Source organism: Flavobacterium psychrolimnae, from assembly GCF_003312425.1.
Lineage (GTDB): Bacteria > Bacteroidota > Bacteroidia > Flavobacteriales > Flavobacteriaceae > Flavobacterium > Flavobacterium psychrolimnae.
In genome coordinates this window covers 21,045-37,882 of the sequence record NZ_QNUX01000003.1, presented here as the reverse complement: position 1 = coordinate 37,882, position 16,838 = coordinate 21,045, and the positions used below count along the sequence as shown (strand labels likewise).

Genomic DNA, 16,838 nt, shown 5'->3' with positions numbered 1-16,838 from the left:
TATCGATTATGCCAGCGGCTCAGTTGGGTTATTTTTTTTAGAAGATTCTTTAACAAATGGCTGAATAACAATTCCTGCCTCATCAAAAGCTTGTTTGCAATTTTGTAGTGTATCAGCATAAACACCCCAGAAATCCTCATTTTTTGCCCATGGTCTTACAGCAATTTGTATGGCACTATCAGTAAGGTTTTTTACAGATACTTCTGCAGCTGGTGTTTCTAATATTTTTGGATTATTCTTTAAAACGGTAGTAATAATGTCTTTAGCCTCTTTAATATTTGTGTCATAAGAGATAGCAACGGTCAAATCAGCTCTTCTAATTTTTTCAAGTGAATAATTGATGATGTTTCCGTTAGAAAGGGAGCCATTTGGTATAAAAATAGTTTGATTGTTAGCCGTAACTAATTTGGTTACAAAAATTTGTATTTCACTCACAGTTCCTATAACGCCTTGTGCTTCGATAGTATCACTCACCCGAAAAGGTTTAAAAAGGATAATTAACATTCCGCCTGCAAAATTAGATAATGAACCTTGCAGTGATAAACCTACTGCGAGTCCCATTGCACCAAGAATGGCCACAAATGACGATGTTTCAATCCCCAGTTTGGAAATAAAGGAAACAAATAAAATTATTCTCAAAACCCAAAGTAAAATATCAGCCAGAAAACGGGTCAGTGTAGGATCTAGATTCCGTTTTACCATTATTCTTCGGATGAACCTGTTGATAAGCCTGATGATATAAAGACCTGCAAAAAGAATTATGAATGCAGAAATTAATCTTGGGGAATAGTCAATTAAAACTTTGATAAAAGTATTCGCGTAATCAGTAATTTGCTCTGGATTTAAATTCATTTTTTTTAAATAAAAAACCTTCTCAAAGGAGAAGGTTAAGTTTGAAGCACAAAAATACGAATAAATTATTTTTCTATAAATTAATCCGCGTCTTCTTCTATTTTATTTATGGTTTCTTTGGCAATTTGCTTTGCTTCTTCATCGCTATCGTCAACAAGTGAATTTGTTCTTTCAGCAACATTTTTAACAATATCTGTAGCTTTTGTTTTAGCTTCGCTGGCTAAATCTTCCGCTTTGTCAGCTGTTATTTCTACATTTTCTTTTACGGTTTCTACAGTATCTGAAACGGCAGTTTTGGCTTCACTAGCTAAATCTTCTACTTTTTCAGCTGTTGTTTCTGATTTTTCTTTTACGGTTTCTACTGTGTCTGAAACGGCAGTTTTGGCTTCGCTGGCTAAATCTTCTACTTTTTCAACTGTTGTGTCTGATTTTTCTTTGACACTTTCAATTGTGTTTTCTAAAACGTTTGTTGCTTTTTCGGAATATTCACCGGTAGTTTCTTTAGCATGACCAGTAAAATTTTCTACTTTTTCGATTATTGGGGCAGCCGTTTCTTTTATTTTATCAAAAGTATCTTCGGCAAAAACTTCTGCTTTTTCAAGATAAGGAGCTGCGGTTTCTTTTGCTTTTTCAAATGTTTCTTCTGCGAAATTCTCTGCTTTTTCAAGATATGGCGCTGCAGTTTCTTTTGCTTCTTCAAAAGTTGTTTCTGCTTTGTCCGCTAATTCGCTGGCTGTTTCTTTGGCTGAGCCAAATAATTTTTTAAAAAATGAAGATAGTCCCATGGTTTTTTTATTTGATTAGTCTTACAATAGTAATCATTTTTTTCTAAGATTACTTTATTAAATCATTAATAATTTGTTGATAATCAGTATTTGGCATGAGACAGGTCTTATTTTTACAGAGATAAAACAGTGTTTCTTGGTTTGAATAACGAGAATCTAAAAACGGAAGTGTTGATTTTTTCTGTGATCCAGCCAATACAATATTAGGAATATAAAGATTGTTTATTTTTGTACAATACTCCAAAGCCAGTTCACCACAAACGGCTAATTCTTTGTTTTGTTCCGAGTGATTTAATGCCAAATCCATCCAATTTGAGAAAGCTGATGGATAATCAATTCCAGGTAGTATAGCCAGCAGCATTTGATGACTGACTTGCTCATAATACGAATTATTGAAATAGATACTCAGTTGCAATATGTTTTTTGCCATCACTGAATTTGAAGCCGGAATCACATTGTCTTCGGTTTCGTAATGCGTTGTGATTAACGCTTCATCTAGATTTGACGTAAAAGCAAATAAGGATTTTTTATCGTCATAAAAATGGTCCAGACTATAGTCCATAAGTCGTTTCGCATCGTGAAGCCATTTTTCGTTCAAAGTTGCTTCATAAAGGGAAATGAAAGCTGCAATCACGAAACAATAATCCTCCAGATATCCATTGATGCTGCTTTTTCCGTTTTTATAATTGTGGAATAAATTTCCATCGCTTGTCCAGAGATTTTTGATTATAAAATGGGCATTTTGTAGTGCGATATCTAAATATTTTTGGTTTCCCAAAGCCTTGTATGCATCAACATATCCTTTTAGCATTATCGCATTCCAAGAAGTTAGACATTTGTCGTCGAGTCTTGGTTTTGGTCGTTTTTCTCTTTCGTTATAAAGCAAATTTTCCCAAAATACTTTTTTAGTTTGAAGTTCTGAAACGGGAATCTTATTTTCCTCTGCAATACTTTCTAAAGTTTGGTTTTGAATTAAAACATAGTTTTCTTCTTCCCACAATCCAAAACTATTACAATTGAATAGTTGACTGAATAAATCAAAATCTTCTTTTAAAATTGCCTTTAATTCTGGAATTTTCCAGACATAAAAGGCGCCTTCCTGAAGCTGATTGTCAGAGTTTAAACTATCTGCATCAAGCGCTGAATAAAAGCCGCCTTCCGGATTCATTAATTCTTTCTCGATAAAATGAAGCGTTTTTTCTATCACTTCTTTGTACAATGGATTTTTGGTTAATTTATAGGCGTCACTGTATAAAGAAACCAATTGTCCGTTATCGTACAACATTTTTTCGAAATGAGGAATATGCCATTTCATATCTACGGAATAACGCGAAAAACCACCATCAACAGTGTCAAAAAGGCCACCATACGCCATTTTTGTTAATGTAAGATTTACGAAATCCAGCAAATCAGTGTCTTTTGTTTGATAGCCATAACGCAACAGAAATTGGTAATTATTAGGCATCATAAATTTTGGTGCTCTGGCGATGCCGCCAAATTCCATGTCGAAACTTTTTTTCCATTTTTCGACTAAGAATTTCAGTACATTTTGGTTTACTTCCGTTTCTGGGTTGTCGTTTTTAATAAATCCAATTTCTTGGATTCCCTGATGTAATTTTTCGGCATAATCAATCATCTTTTCAGGGGTAGATTGATAGAGTTCCTGTAATTGGTTCAGAGATTCTATCCATTCTTCTTTTTTTAAATAGGTGCCGCCCCAAACGGGTCTTCCATCAGGAAGCGTCACTATGTTCAGAGGCCATCCGCCGCGACCGGTCATGATTTGAATAGCTTTCATGTAAACAGCATCAACATCTGGACGTTCTTCCCGATCGACTTTTATGGGTGTAAAATGTGTATTCATTACCTGAGCGACTTCTTGATTTTCAAAGCTTTCGTGTTCCATTACATGACACCAATGACATGCGGAATAACCAATACTTATGATGATAAGTTTATTGTTTTCCTTAGCTGTTGCCAATGATTTTGGATTCCACGCTTTCCATTCTACAGGATTTCCGGCGTGTTGCAATAGGTATGGGCTGGTTTCTAAATTTAGTTCGTTCATAGGGTCGTTTTTAGCCCCGGTAGTAGTGGAAATCCTTTCTGGTCCTGAGCTTTTTCAGGGCAGGAAAGATTGCAACGGATGGCGGGAAATAGCTTCTAAAAAAAAGCGTCTCGAATGAAACGCTTTGATTTTTTTGTTAAGTTCTTTATTCGAGTTCGAAAGTCAATTTGAGATTCACTCGAAATTCTGTAATGGCGCCATCGCTTACTGTTGCACTTTGTTCATGAATATAGACAGAACGGATGTGTTTTACGGATTTTGACGCCTTAGCAACTCCTTTTCGAGCTGCATCTTCCCAGCTAATTTCTGAGCTTGAAAGTATTTCAATTACTTTTAATATTGACATGATTTCTATTTGTTAAGTGAAACATAAATTTACCAATTTTTTTTAAATAGAACATTTAAAAAAGATAAATATTTCATGTAACATAAAGATTTTCAAGTAAATAGTGTTCTGTGTGTTTATGCGTTTATTGCTTCAACCTTGATGCTTTCGTCATTCAGCATGCTTTTCAACATGTTTTCGATACCGCTTTTTAATGTAAAAGTAGAAGAAGGACAACCGCTGCAGGCACCTTGCAAAATCACTTTTACGGTTTTGTCATTTTCGTTATATGAATCAAAGGCGATATTTCCACCATCAGCTTGTACGGCAGGTTTTACATATTCTTCTAAAATATTGATGATTTGTTGTGAGGTTACATCCAGATTATCAAATTCTTTTGCCTTAACAGTTTCTTCTGCGGTAACTGCAGCAACATAATTTTCATCTAAAACAGTTCCTCCGTTTTCAATATATTGTTTGATGAAACTTCTAAGTTCTAAAGTGATTTCTTGCCAATCATTGATTTCATATTTAGTTACAGAAATGTAGTTTTCGTCAATGAAAATTTCTTTTACGTAAGGAAATTTGAAAAGTTCTTTGGCTAAAGGTGAAGCAGCAGTTTGATCAATATTTTTGAATTCAATCGCATTTTTAGTCAGCATTTTACTCACGACAAATTTTAATGCTGAAGGGTTTGGAGTAGTTTCCCCATAAACTGTGACAGGCTGTTTTTTTGTTTTATTTTCATCAACAGTGATAATTGTTCCGCCATCGTTTACAAATTTTTCCATTTGTTCTGCAACGGCATCTTTTACATCGTCCCATTCTACAATACTGTATTTTTCGATTGCGATAAAATTACCGGAGATATAAACTGTTTTTACAAACGGTAAATAAAACAATTGTTGCGCTAATGGAGAAGTTTTTGCTTCGTCAATATTTTTAAATTCAAAACTTTCATTTTGAGTGATAAAATCTTGAAATTCAAACTTTAATATCGTTGGGTTTTGTGTTTCTTTTATAGTAACTTTGTTCATGGCTTTTGAAATTTTCACAAATTTACTAAAGTTATTTTCTACGAATAACTATATTTGATTTTTTAATGAATAAATTAACTTTAGTTTAATTTTTAAATTGGGGAAATCATTATTTTATCTAGCTTAATATTGATTTGGAATTATTCATTTTGCTAAAAAATATTTCAATGTATCATAAAATTAAAATTCTAGCTGCACTATTATTTATAACAAATTATTCTTTTGCACAAGAAGGAATTCCTGTGTATTCGGATTATTTATCTGATAATTATTACCTGATACATCCGTCAATGGCTGGTGCTGCAAATTGTGCTAAAATAAGATTAACCGGTCGTAAGCAATGGTTCGATCAGAAGGACGCACCTGAATTGCAAACATTAAGTTTTAATGGAAGAGTAGGTGAAAAAGCTGGAGCTGGGATTATACTATTTAATGATAAAAACGGGTACCATTCCCAAAAAGGAGTCAAATTTACGTATGCCTATCATCTAATGTTTTCCAGAGATGAAATTGACTTAAACCAATTATCTTTTGGTATGAGTGCTGGTTTGATTCAAAGTCAATTGGACGAAACGGAATTTAGACAATCCGGTGATTTTGATCCAATTATTGATGGAACTGTGGTGCAAAAGGATTCTTATTTTAATGTTGATATTGGTGCTTCGTATAATTTCCTTGATTTTTATGCGCATGCAACTGTGAAAAATGTCATAGAGACAAGAAGAGATATTTATACGGAATATGAAAGTGATAATTTGAGGAAATATTTATTGAGTGCAGGTTACATTTTTGGAAATCGAGACAAAATATTATGGGAGCCTTCTGTTTTATTTCAAATGGTTGAAAAAACAAATGAAAAAGCCATTGATATCAATTTGAAAGCATACAAAAATCTAGATTTTGGAAGAGTTTGGGGCGGATTGTCCTACCGAAGAAGTTTTGATGGTGCTGAATATATTAATGGAAATACAATTTCCAAGCAAAAACTACAATACATCACACCTATTGTCGGTGTAAATTTTGATAAGTTTATGTTTGCTTATACCTATTCTCAGTTGTCCGGAGCCGTAAAGTTTGATAATGGTGGCTATCACCAAATCACTTTAGGAATCGATTTGTTTTGCAAACCTGTAAAATACGATTGTAATTGTCCGGCAATTAATTAATTCATATCCTCATGCTAATAAAATCTGTTAACGGCAAATCGCCTTCTATTCCTGAAGACTGTTATGTTGCCGAAAATGCCACTATTATAGGCGATGTCTCTTTTGGTGAAAATTGCAGTGTTTGGTTTAACGCAGTAATTCGTGGCGATGTCAATTTCATCAAAATTGGAAATAAAGTAAACATTCAAGATGGAGCTGTTATTCATTGCACCTACAAAAAACACCCAACTATTATAGGAAATAATGTTTCTATTGGTCATAATGCCATTGTACATGGATGTGTTGTTCACGATAATGTGCTAATAGGAATGGGAGCCATCGTTATGGATAATTGTGTCATCGAAAGCAATTCGATTGTTGCTGCCGGAGCTGTTATTACTCAAAACACAGTGGTAGCATCAGGCTCAATCTGGGCGGGAGTTCCTGCCAAAAAGGTGAAAGACATCGACCAATCTGACTTTGCCGGAGAAATTGAACGTATTTCGAATAATTATGTAATGTATTCGAGTTGGTTTAAAGAGGAAGAGTAGCTGTGTTTTTCTAGAATTCTTTCTGTAAAACCATATATTTATTTTCCAATATTTCACTTAAAACTTTAGGATTTGTATTGGTGTAAAAAATAGGTTGCTTCTCCTCAACGGACGCAAATCCTACTTTTTCCCGAAGTATATTTTGTGTTTGCTTAGCAACAGCTTCCCCTGAATCTATAATTTGAATGTGTTCCGGAAGGATTTTTTTTATCTGCGGAATCAAATAGGGATAGTGGCTGCAACCTAAAACTAAATAATCAATATTAGCTTCAATCATTGGCTGTAAATAGGAGTGAAGCAGTTTAGTTATTTCGGGTGAATTGATTTCTCCATTTTCAATTAGCTGAACTAATCCGTGACCTACCTGTTCAATTATTTTAGTGTCTTGGTACTTCTCAGTGGTTTTATTGAAAAGCTCACTGTTCAGCGTTCCTTGTGTTGCCAAGATTCCTATAATCTGTGTTTTCGAATGTGTGACTGCTGGTTTTATAGCCGGTTCTATTCCTATGAAAGGAACATTATATTTTGCTCTTAATTCCTGAATCGCATTCGTGGTTGCGGTATTGCAGGCCACTACTATTAATTTACAGTTCATCTCAAGTAAGAAGTCGGTATTCTTCATGCTCAGTTCAATAATTTCCTTTTTAGATTTTTGTCCGTAAGGCGCATTTTTACTGTCTGCGAGATATATTGTTTTTTCATTTGGCAGCAATTGATGAATCGCAGACCAAATGGAAGTTCCTCCAATACCTGAGTCAAAGATTCCTATAGGTTGATTATTGCTATTCATAAAAACAAAGTTACATGCTACGATTTAAATTTCCTATGATTTGTTTTAAACAAAAAAAAACTGCTCAATCCTATCTTAGGTTGAGCAGTTTTTAGTACGATTAATGATTTTTTTAAAAACCTAAATCTTTTTTTACATCCATAGTCAAGTTTGGACCATCAGCAAGTAAAAGAGAAGAACCATCAAGAACATATTGGAATCCTTTTGCTTTACCTACTTTTTGGATAGAAGCTCTCACTTTTTCCATTAATGGTTTTACGATATCAGATTCTTTTTGTTGTAATTCTTTTTGAGCATTGTCTCTAAAATCAACAATTCTTTTTTGCATATCCTGCACTTCTTTAGAACGATCTCCGTTTACAGCTTCAGTAACAGTTGCAGCTTCAGCTTCGTATTTTTTTAATTTTGCTTGGTATTCTTCAACCATTTTTTTGTAATCAGCATCATAAGTAGTACTCAATTTATCTAATTGTTTTTGAGCATCTAACATTGCTGGCATTTTTGTCATAATTTCACTTACATCAACATGAGCTGTTTTTGCTTGTGCATTCATTGTTTGATTTGCTCCTAACATTAAAATTGCAGCAATTAGTAGAGTTTTGATTTGTTTCATCGTTTTTAAAATATTAAGTAATTAATTATTGTTTGTATTTTCTTTTAATTTTTCTTCTTTCGCTTTCTTCAGCGCTTCTCTGTCTTCCAGTATTTTTTTTCTTCTTTCTTCTAAAACTTTTTTGCGGTCCTCCAAGACTTTTTTACGGTCTTCTAATGTTTTGGCTCTCGCGTCAGCTTGCTTTTGTTTCACATCATCTGCAATTGTTGCAGCCTCATTATTTTCAGTTGAACTGGTTGGTGCGTCTTCTTTTTTAACATTTGCAGAAACCGTGCCATTTTTTTTAGCTTCCCTGTCTGCTTGAATTTGTTTTCTTTTGTCGTCAAATTCTTTTTTCTTTTGCTCTTGAAGTAGTTTTCGGTCTTCTAGAACTTTGTCTCTTGCAGCTTTTTTATCGTCTAACAATTTTTGGCGTTCAGCCAAAGCCGGATTGTCATCTAATGCATCTTCTTTACTTTCTCTTGCTTCCGCTTCTTTTTGCTGTTTTTTGGTCAGTTGCTCCCTTTTTTCAGTACGGTTCAAAACGCGTAAAACCTGATCACTGATGTCAAATCTTTTGTTTGCAAAAAGCATCGTCAAGTCGGAAGTTTTATCAAATATGAAATCATACTTCAATCGTTCTGCAATATCTTGAACTGCTGTAAAAACTTGGTCTTGGATTGGTTTTACCAAAACAGATTTTTGAATGATTAAATCTCCATTGGCACCAAAACGTTTCTGTTGGTATTCTAAATTTTCATTTTCAAGGAAACTGATTTCGGTTTCTCTTTCTTCTATCAATTCTTTAGTAAGCAAAGCTTTTTCTGCTTTTAAAGCTTCTTTTAATTTGTTGATTTCAATTTTCTTAGCGTCAATTTCCGATTTCCATTTTTGAGCTTTTTGCTCTAATTGAATTTTTGCTTCAGTATAATCAGGAACATTTTGTAAAATGTATTCCATATCAATGTAGCCCAGTTTATTTCCTCTAGTCTGCGCGTTAATTGTTTGCATGGCAATTAAAGCTAAAAATACATATAAAAATTGTTTCCTCATAACTATGCTATATTAGAAAATCGTAAAGCAGTTTTTTAGAATTGTTGCCCAATGATAAAGTGGGTTTCCCATCCGTTAGCTTTTGCTTGTCCCGGTAATGCGTCAAATCCATGTCCAAAATCAATTCCCAATAAACCAAATGCAGGCATAAATACACGTAATCCAACCCCGGCAGAACGACTTAAAGCGAATGGATTGTAGCTTTTAAAATCACTAAATGATGATCCTGCTTCCATAAAGGCCAAGGCGTATATTGAAGCTGATGATTTCAATGTAATTGGGTAACGCAATTCCATCGAGAACTTATTAAATACTGTGGCTCCAATTTGTTCTCCAGCACTATTAACAGGTGTTAACGAGTTATTAGGATATCCTCTTAACTGGATTGTCTCTCTACCATCCATTGAAAAGTTAGCCAATCCATCACCACCAAGATAGAATCGTTCAAAAGGAACAGCTCCTCTTTCTTGATTGTATGATCCTAAGAAACCAAATTCAGCTAATGCTCTAAGTACTAATTTACCATAAATTTTAGTGTAGGTGTCAGCTTTGAATTTAACTTTATAATATTCTAACCAATTGAATCGCTTTTGATCGACTTTACTTACGTCAGGTGCCGCTTGTGAAAAATTAGTAACCTTGTTACCATTCGTGTCGATATAATCTCCAATATTTACAATATTTCCATTGGCATCCGGCACATTTTGTCTGTCTACCGTATTCTTCAATTTGTACTCTTCTTGATCTCCTAACGTACCATAGTCTACACCATTAAGTAAAGAGTAAGGTGGAGTTAATTTTGCAGAAAGGCTGAACTCTGAACCATAAGTAGGGAATATTGGATTCAATCCTTTACTGTTTCTTGTAAGTCCTACGGTGTACGCTAAGTTTCTGGAAGTTCCGTTTCCAAATGTAAATAACCCTGTATTATAGTTATTTAAGGCGTAATGCTGATAACTGATGGATTGTGATAATACAAAGAAATCATCTGGAACAGTAAGTCTTTTTGCTAAACCTACAGATAATGTAAGGATATCAAAACTTTTTGTTTTGTCCGCTCTCTGCGTTATGAAGTTATTTAAAAACTGCTTGCTATATGAAATAGAAGAGCTGAATTGTACTGGTTTTTTTCCGCCAAACCATGGTTCAGAAAAGGATACGCTATAGGTTTGAAAAAACGTACTAGCCTGCAAACGTAACGATACTTTTTGACCATCACCCATTGGTAAAGGTTTGTAAGCATCTTTGTTGAACATGTTTCTTGCCGAAAAGTTATTAAAAGACAGTCCAAGTGTACCAATGAAACCACCTCCGCCATAACCTCCTTGAAGTTCAATTTGACTCGATCCTTTCTCTACCAATTGATATTCAATATCAACAGTTCCCGCTCCTGAATCAACGTTTTTGAACGCTGGATTGATAGCCTCAGGATCAAAAAATCCTAATTGACCAATTTCACGAATAGTTCTAACTAATTCTTCTTTACTGTATTTCTCTCCCGGTTTTGTTCTTAATTCACGGTAAATTACACGGTCATTTGTTTTGTCATTTCCTGTAACTGTAATTTTGTTGAAATAAGCGATTGGACCTTCCGTAATTCGTATTTCAAAATCTATGGTATCGTTTGCAGTTTTAACCTCAACAGCATTTACATTAGAAAATAAATAACCGCTGTTTTGGTATAAATTGGTAATGTCTTCTGCGTCCGGTTTAGACTTATCGGCAATTCTTTTTTCAAGAAGAACACCGTTATAGGTATCCCCTTTTTTAACGCCTAAAAGTCTGCTTAAAAATTGATCAGGATAAACAGTATTACCTAAAAACTTAACGTCTCCAAAATAGTATTTATTCCCTTCTTCAACATTAATTTTGATGTTTAACGCATTTTTATTCTTATCATAAGTTACAGAATCCGAAATTATTCTCGCGTCTCTGTATCCTTTTTCCTTGTAAGATGCAATTACTTTTTCTAAATCAGTTTTGTATTTATCTTTTATAAATTTAGAAGCTTTCAAAATACGAGTAAATTTCTTTTGTTTCGTATCTTTCATTGCTTTACGCAAAGTATTATCCGATATTTTTGTGTTTCCGGCAAAATCAATACTCTGAATTTTTACTTTATCGCCTTTGTCAATAGTAACAAGCATATTGACTTGGTTTACCGAAGCAGTGTCTTTGACGGTGTTAATATTTACTTTAGTGTTGTAGTAACCGTCTTTTTTGTATTTATTTTCAATGTAGTTTTTGGTAGTCGTAATCAAGTTTTCATTAACTACTTTTCCTTTATTCAACGAGTTGTCTTTAATTAAACCTTCCGTTTTTGTTTTCTTAACTCCTACAAATTTAACCTCGTTTAATTTAGGTAATTCGATAATGTTTAAGTCAAGATAAATACTATCATTCTGTATTTTATTTACATAAAAAGAGATTTCATCAAAGAGACCTAATTTACCTAATTTTTTTATAGCAGCACTAATTTCCTCGCCTGGAACAGTTATTTCTTGTCCTTTTTGCAAACCAGAAAAAGTGACAACGGTTTGCGAATTAAAACTGATATCTCCCACTACGGCTACATCGGCAAGAATGTATTTTTTACCTTGATCAAAAGGAACTCTTTCTTGAGCTTTAACTTGTGTAAAACTTCCAAAAATCAAAACGGTAAGGACTATTTTTATGCTTTTATTTAACACTAAAAAATTATTTAATTTGTTCACTTGTTTTTCCAAATCTACGTTCTCTTTTTTGATAACTAATGATAGCCTCATATAAATCTTGTTCTTTAAAGTCTGGCCACAATATGTCAGTAAAATACAATTCTGAATAGGCGATCTGCCACAACAAAAAGTTACTTATCCTATGTTCTCCACTTGTTCGTATTAGTAAATCTACGTCAGGTAAATTTTGCGTGTAAAGATGCTCATTAATAATGGAATCGTCAATACTGTCTATTGAAATTATATTATTTTTAACTTTACTGCAAATGTTTTTAACCGCACTGACAAGTTCCTCTCTGGATCCGTAGCTTAACGCCAATGTCAGAGTCATTTGCATGTTATCTTTAGTTTTATCTATTACATCAAGAAGCTCTTTTTGTGCGGATTTTGGTAATTTTTCCAAATTGCCAATAGCATTAAGCTTGATGTTGTTTTTTTGTAAGGTGGTAAGTTCCTTTTTCAAGGAGTTGATAAGCACTTTCATTAAGGTCTCGACCTCTAGTTTTGGCCTGTTCCAATTTTCAGTGGAGAAAGCGTAAAGCGTAAGGAATTCAATACCTAATTTAGCACTGGCTTCTATGATTACTTTCACTGATTTTGTCCCGCTTTCATGTCCCAAAGCTCGTAAAAGTCCTTGCTGCTTTGCCCAACGTCCATTGCCATCCATGATGATAGCTAAGTGTTTGGGTAATCTTGTCGCGTCGATATGCTCTAGTAAATTCATTTTTTTATTCTGCGCAATAACAGGGTTTTTCTCCAAAAGTATAGGTTAAGGTAACTCCTGAAAAAACATACCAATCATTATTATTTATATTTCCAAATTGTTGATTAAAACTTCCGTCTATATTATCGGTCAATGTATATCTGGCTCCGGTTTCTACTGCCAAAACGAAACGTGGTGTTATGTTTGACTTGATTCCCACTACCATTGGTATTGCGATTGATTTTCTTCTTTCTGTTCTGCCCTCCACGGATATATCTGTTTTGGTATTGGTTAAGGTATATTTACCTGAAAAATAATTTACACCAGAAAAAACATAAGGAGTGATTTTAGTGCTCAATTCATGAAGATTAAAATCGAAAAAGTTGAATTCAAGACCTAAAGATACTTCTTTTAAGTTGTTTTCAAAAAGATACCCTCTTTGGTTTCTACTCGCTTCTTCTGAATCTAAATCATTTGATGTAATGTCAGATTGAGTGTAGGAAAATCGATAAGAGTGTCTCGGGCTTTTATTCCATTTATACAACAATCCAAAAGCAGGCTCGTTTGGCGCAATATAAGTTGTTGGACCTATATCACCAATGTAGTTGCTTCCGCCTAGAAAAACTCCGACCTCATGGATTTGGGCTTGAGCCATCATCAAAGGAAAAAAACAAAAAAGTAAATAATAGATCTTGTTCATTAAATCAAAAATTGCGTGCAAATATAATAATTATCAATTCGATACAATACCCATTCCGTTAAATGTGTGTTTTTTTAATAATTAGAGTGGAAACTAACACTAAATAAGTATTTGTTTCATTAAAACGGGGAAAATCGATAAAATCGTATAGCGCGTGGATAAAATGATTTAATTCCGCTTGTCTTGTCCCCAAAGTAATTTGCTTCGGAGTGTTTTCAAAAAGGTTTCTTCGGGAATTTCAACCATGTTAATTTGAAATGGCGTTTTCTTTAAAGTCAGAATTGATTCGTTTTTCACAGAAGTGACTCTTGAGTCTAGTGAAACCAAGTAATTTTCCTCTCGTCCCGAAACTTTCAATCTGATTTCAGTTTCATCCGGAACAACAAGCGGTCTGGCGGTAAGATTATGCGGTGCAATAGGAGTAATGACTAAACTTTTTACATCCGGTGTCAAAATTGGACCACCGCAACTCAAGGAATAACCTGTAGATCCAGTTGGCGTTGAAATAATTAAACCGTCAGCCCAATAGGAATTCAAAAATTCATCATTTAAATAGGTATCAATTGTAATCATCGATGTGGTGTCTTTTCGGCTAACCGTAATTTCATTCATCGCAAAATTGATTTCGTCAATCGATTCATTGGCTGGAAAACAGGTCAAGCTTAGTAATGCTCTTTTGGAAATCGAATATTTTTTGTCAATCACAAATTGCATAAATTCAGCTATATTCTCTTTTTGAACGGTTGCCAGAAAACCAAGTCTTCCTGCATTTATACCTAATATGGGAATACCTGAATCTCTTACTAATGTTGCGGCTCTAAGTATTGTTCCGTCTCCGCCAATGCTGATTAGCATGTCAAAACTGGAGTCTAGTTCCGTATGGGAAGTGAAAGTTTTGTATTTGTTTTCAACAATCTTCCTTTCATTAAGCATCAACAAAAAATGAGACTCGATAATCATCTCTACATTGTTTTTGTTGAAAAAAACAAAGATGTCGTTTATAATAGGTTCTGTACTGTTTTGATAATATTGACCGTAGATCGCTACTTTCATCTTTTTTTTAATCGTTAATTTGATTATTGGGTTGTTTGAGATGGTGGTTGTAATAACCAAATCATCAAATCTCCGAATAAGCGGTTATATGTTCAGGTATTTGTCTAAATAATCAGACCTTTCCTTTAAGTTATTAATATAATTGTCTTCTTGATGTTCTGAAATGATTTCATAACTGTACCTTCTAAAAGTCTGGATTATTTCGTTCATTGCTCCCAATGTTATTTTCATGGTTACTTCCACACTGTCCACATCGGCCTCCGAAATGAATAACCCCAATAGCTTGCCGTTATTGCTTTCGACAATTTGAGTAATCTGACTCATCGAATAATCTAAAATTGGTTTTCTGACAACAATGATTCCGCCTGGTTCTTTTAAAAAGGGTGTTTCATGAAAAAACTTCATGATGTCTTCTATTTCATAATAGCCTACATAAGTATTGTTTTCGTCTAAAACAGGAACTAAATTAGTATGGTTTTTTGCGAAAACTTCTAAAACATCCAGCCAAATCGTATTTGTTCTGGCAAAAAATCCCTCGAGCGTAAAGCGGTAATCGGCTATTTCCTTGTCGCTGTCAAAGGTTTCAATATCTTCCGATGCAATACTGCCAATATAAACGCCCTCTTCTACAATTGGAAAATGGGAAAAGTGTAAGTCGCTAAAAAAGTCTTGAACGGCCGCAATAGAATCATGGCTGTCAATCGCTTTAAAATCATTGGTAATATATTCTGTAATTTCTGTCATAAATCAATCGGCAATATTTCATGCAAAATAATCAAAAATAAGCAAAATCTCCTAAGTTTTACTTTGTATTTTTGTCCTGACAAATACAAGTATCAAAATCAAAAAGTGTTCTAATGACAAAATTAAGTGTAAACATCAATAAAATAGCTACTTTGCGAAATGCTCGTGGCGGTAATGTTCCCGATTTATTAAAAGTGGCTGCCGACATTCAAAAGTTTGGAGCCGAAGGAATAACCATACATCCACGTCCGGACGAGCGCCACATTCGCTATCAAGATGCCCGCGATTTAAAGGCTGTCGTTTACACCGAATATAATATTGAAGGAAATCCAGAGCAAACGTTTATAGATCTTGTCCTGGAAATAAAACCAACACAAGTGACTTTGGTTCCTGATGCAATAGATGCTATAACCTCAAATGCGGGTTGGGATACTATAAAACATGCTTCTTATTTAACCGAAATCGTTCAGGAATTTCAACGAAACGGAATCAGAACTTCCATTTTTGTTGATCCTGTTCTGGAAATGATTGAAGGTGCCAAGAGAATTGGAACCGAAAGAATCGAATTGTACACCGAAGCATTTGCTCATCAATACAGCTTAGGGAATCAAAACGGAATTTTGCCGTACACAGAATCTGCTATTTTAGCGAATGAACTTGGATTAGGAATCAATGCAGGTCACGATTTAAGTTTGGATAATATTCAGTTTTTTAAACAAAACATTCCGGGATTGCTGGAAGTTTCTATTGGTCATGCGTTAATTTCTGAAGCCATTTATCTAGGATTAGATAATGTGGTGAATATGTATTTGCAAAAATTAAAATAGTTTTTTTAACCATTAAGAAATTAAGATAGATTAAGTGTAAAGCTTAATAACCTTAATTTGTTAATGGTTTGTAATTTAAATTATAACGTTAAAATCTAAAATTATATGCTTTTTTCAAAAATAGAAGGCTCAGGGAAACCACTTTTAATTCTTCACGGATTTCTGGGAATGTCAGATAATTGGAAAACACTCGGAACGCAATTTGCAACTGATTTTCAAGTTCATGTTCTCGATTTACGCAACCACGGACGAAGCTTACATTCAGAAGAGTTTAGTTATGAAATCATGGTGCAGGATGTTTACGAGTATTGCAAAGCTCATAACTTAGAAAACATCAATATAATAGGACACTCGATGGGCGGGAAAGTGGCCATGCTTTTGGCAACGACACATGCGGAATTAGTGAGTAAATTGATTGTGGCTGATATTGGACCCAAATTTTATCCACAACACCATCAGGATATTTTGGCAGGATTGAACGCAGTTGATTTTTCAATAAAGCCAAGCCGAAGTGATGTTGAACAAATTATGGAAAAGTATATTCCTGATTTTGGAAACAGACAATTCTTAATGAAAAATTTATATTGGCAAGAGCCGGGGCAATTAGCATTCCGATTCAATTTGGCAGTTTTTAATACAAAAATGGATGAAATAGGAATTCCGTTACCCGAGAATTCTATTTTCGAAAAACCAACGTTGTTTATTCGTGGTGGAAATTCAAGGTATATTTTAGACAGCGATTTCGAAAACATAAAGCAACATTTCCCAAATTCAAGCATTGAAACAATCCCGAATGCAGGACATTGGCTTCATGCCGAAAACCCATCCGATTTCTATCAAAAAGTCACTTCCTTTTTAAAATAAATTAATCAGATTTAAATTTTTACTACATTTATTAA

Annotated in this window: 17 protein-coding genes; 4 read left to right on the top strand and 13 right to left on the bottom strand. The window is 34.1% G+C overall.

Features of this window, described 5'->3' with window-relative positions; all coding sequences use genetic code 11:
• Window positions 1–6 precede the first annotated feature (6 nt).
• The 5 genes from DR980_RS04105 to DR980_RS04085 all read right to left on the bottom strand — a co-directional run bounded on the left by DR980_RS04105 (window position 7) and on the right by DR980_RS04085 (window position 5,067).
• Window positions 7–852, bottom strand: a complete 846-nt coding sequence (locus DR980_RS04105; protein ID WP_113633996.1) for a mechanosensitive ion channel family protein — start codon at window positions 850–852, stop codon at window positions 7–9.
• 80 nt (window positions 853–932) lie between these two features.
• Window positions 933–1,637 carry a hypothetical protein gene (locus tag DR980_RS04100; RefSeq protein WP_208630788.1) on the bottom strand — a complete coding sequence of 235 codons (705 nt, stop codon included), beginning with the start codon at window positions 1,635–1,637 and terminating at the stop codon, window positions 933–935.
• Between the two features lie 49 nt (window positions 1,638–1,686).
• Window positions 1,687–3,705 carry a thioredoxin domain-containing protein gene (locus tag DR980_RS04095; protein WP_113633995.1) on the bottom strand — a complete coding sequence of 673 codons (2,019 nt, stop codon included), beginning with the start codon at window positions 3,703–3,705 and terminating at the stop codon, window positions 1,687–1,689.
• Between the two features lie 145 nt (window positions 3,706–3,850).
• On the bottom strand, window positions 3,851–4,051 hold the full coding sequence (locus DR980_RS04090) for a dodecin family protein (protein WP_091165677.1): 201 nt from the start codon (window positions 4,049–4,051) through the stop codon (window positions 3,851–3,853).
• A gap of 116 nt (window positions 4,052–4,167) precedes the next feature.
• Window positions 4,168–5,067, bottom strand: coding sequence for a NifU family protein (locus DR980_RS04085; protein WP_113633994.1), 900 nt, complete (start codon window positions 5,065–5,067; stop codon window positions 4,168–4,170).
• A gap of 167 nt (window positions 5,068–5,234) precedes the next feature.
• Between DR980_RS04085 and DR980_RS04080 the strand changes: the two genes are divergently transcribed.
• Window positions 5,235–6,233, top strand: coding sequence for a PorP/SprF family type IX secretion system membrane protein (locus tag DR980_RS04080; protein WP_113633993.1), 999 nt, complete (start codon window positions 5,235–5,237; stop codon window positions 6,231–6,233).
• An 11-nt stretch (window positions 6,234–6,244) separates the two neighbouring features.
• The gene (locus DR980_RS04075) at window positions 6,245–6,763 is read left to right on the top strand and encodes a gamma carbonic anhydrase family protein (RefSeq protein WP_113633992.1); all 519 of its coding nucleotides are present in this window, start codon (window positions 6,245–6,247) and stop codon (window positions 6,761–6,763) included.
• 10 nt (window positions 6,764–6,773) lie between these two features.
• Here DR980_RS04075 and murI read toward each other — a convergent pair whose 3' ends face one another.
• From murI to DR980_RS04035, 8 genes are all read right to left on the bottom strand, one after another.
• Window positions 6,774–7,553: a glutamate racemase gene (gene murI, locus DR980_RS04070; protein ID WP_113633991.1), complete on the bottom strand. Its 780-nt coding sequence runs from the start codon at window positions 7,551–7,553 to the stop codon at window positions 6,774–6,776.
• Between the two features lie 112 nt (window positions 7,554–7,665).
• Window positions 7,666–8,166: an OmpH family outer membrane protein gene (locus DR980_RS04065; RefSeq protein WP_113633990.1), complete on the bottom strand. Its 501-nt coding sequence runs from the start codon at window positions 8,164–8,166 to the stop codon at window positions 7,666–7,668.
• 21 nt (window positions 8,167–8,187) lie between these two features.
• A complete protein-coding gene (locus DR980_RS04060; protein ID WP_113633989.1) occupies window positions 8,188–9,198 on the bottom strand; it encodes an OmpH family outer membrane protein in 1,011 nt (336 codons plus the stop codon).
• A 35-nt stretch (window positions 9,199–9,233) separates the two neighbouring features.
• Window positions 9,234–11,963, bottom strand: a complete 2,730-nt coding sequence (locus DR980_RS04055) for a BamA/OMP85 family outer membrane protein (protein ID WP_113633988.1) — start codon at window positions 11,961–11,963, stop codon at window positions 9,234–9,236.
• Window positions 11,896–12,636: an isoprenyl transferase gene (locus DR980_RS04050; protein WP_113634211.1), complete on the bottom strand. Its 741-nt coding sequence runs from the start codon at window positions 12,634–12,636 to the stop codon at window positions 11,896–11,898. Before DR980_RS04050 ends, DR980_RS04055 begins: the two co-directional genes overlap by 68 nt.
• A gap of 4 nt (window positions 12,637–12,640) precedes the next feature.
• Window positions 12,641–13,315: a type IX secretion system protein PorG gene (gene porG, locus DR980_RS04045; RefSeq protein ID WP_113633987.1), complete on the bottom strand. Its 675-nt coding sequence runs from the start codon at window positions 13,313–13,315 to the stop codon at window positions 12,641–12,643.
• A gap of 168 nt (window positions 13,316–13,483) precedes the next feature.
• The gene (locus DR980_RS04040; RefSeq protein ID WP_113634210.1) at window positions 13,484–14,368 is read right to left on the bottom strand and encodes an NAD kinase; all 885 of its coding nucleotides are present in this window, start codon (window positions 14,366–14,368) and stop codon (window positions 13,484–13,486) included.
• Window positions 14,369–14,452: 84 nt separating this feature from the next.
• Window positions 14,453–15,112 (bottom strand): CBS domain-containing protein, encoded by a 660-nt coding sequence (locus DR980_RS04035; protein ID WP_113633986.1) that lies wholly within the window; start codon window positions 15,110–15,112, stop codon window positions 14,453–14,455.
• Window positions 15,113–15,225: 113 nt separating this feature from the next.
• Here DR980_RS04035 and DR980_RS04030 point away from each other — a divergent pair, with 113 nt between their 5' ends.
• Window positions 15,226–15,939, top strand: a complete 714-nt coding sequence (locus DR980_RS04030; RefSeq protein WP_113633985.1) for a pyridoxine 5'-phosphate synthase — start codon at window positions 15,226–15,228, stop codon at window positions 15,937–15,939.
• A 105-nt stretch (window positions 15,940–16,044) separates the two neighbouring features.
• Window positions 16,045–16,803, top strand: a complete 759-nt coding sequence (locus DR980_RS04025; protein ID WP_113633984.1) for an alpha/beta fold hydrolase — start codon at window positions 16,045–16,047, stop codon at window positions 16,801–16,803.
• Window positions 16,804–16,838: the final 35 nt, after the last annotated feature.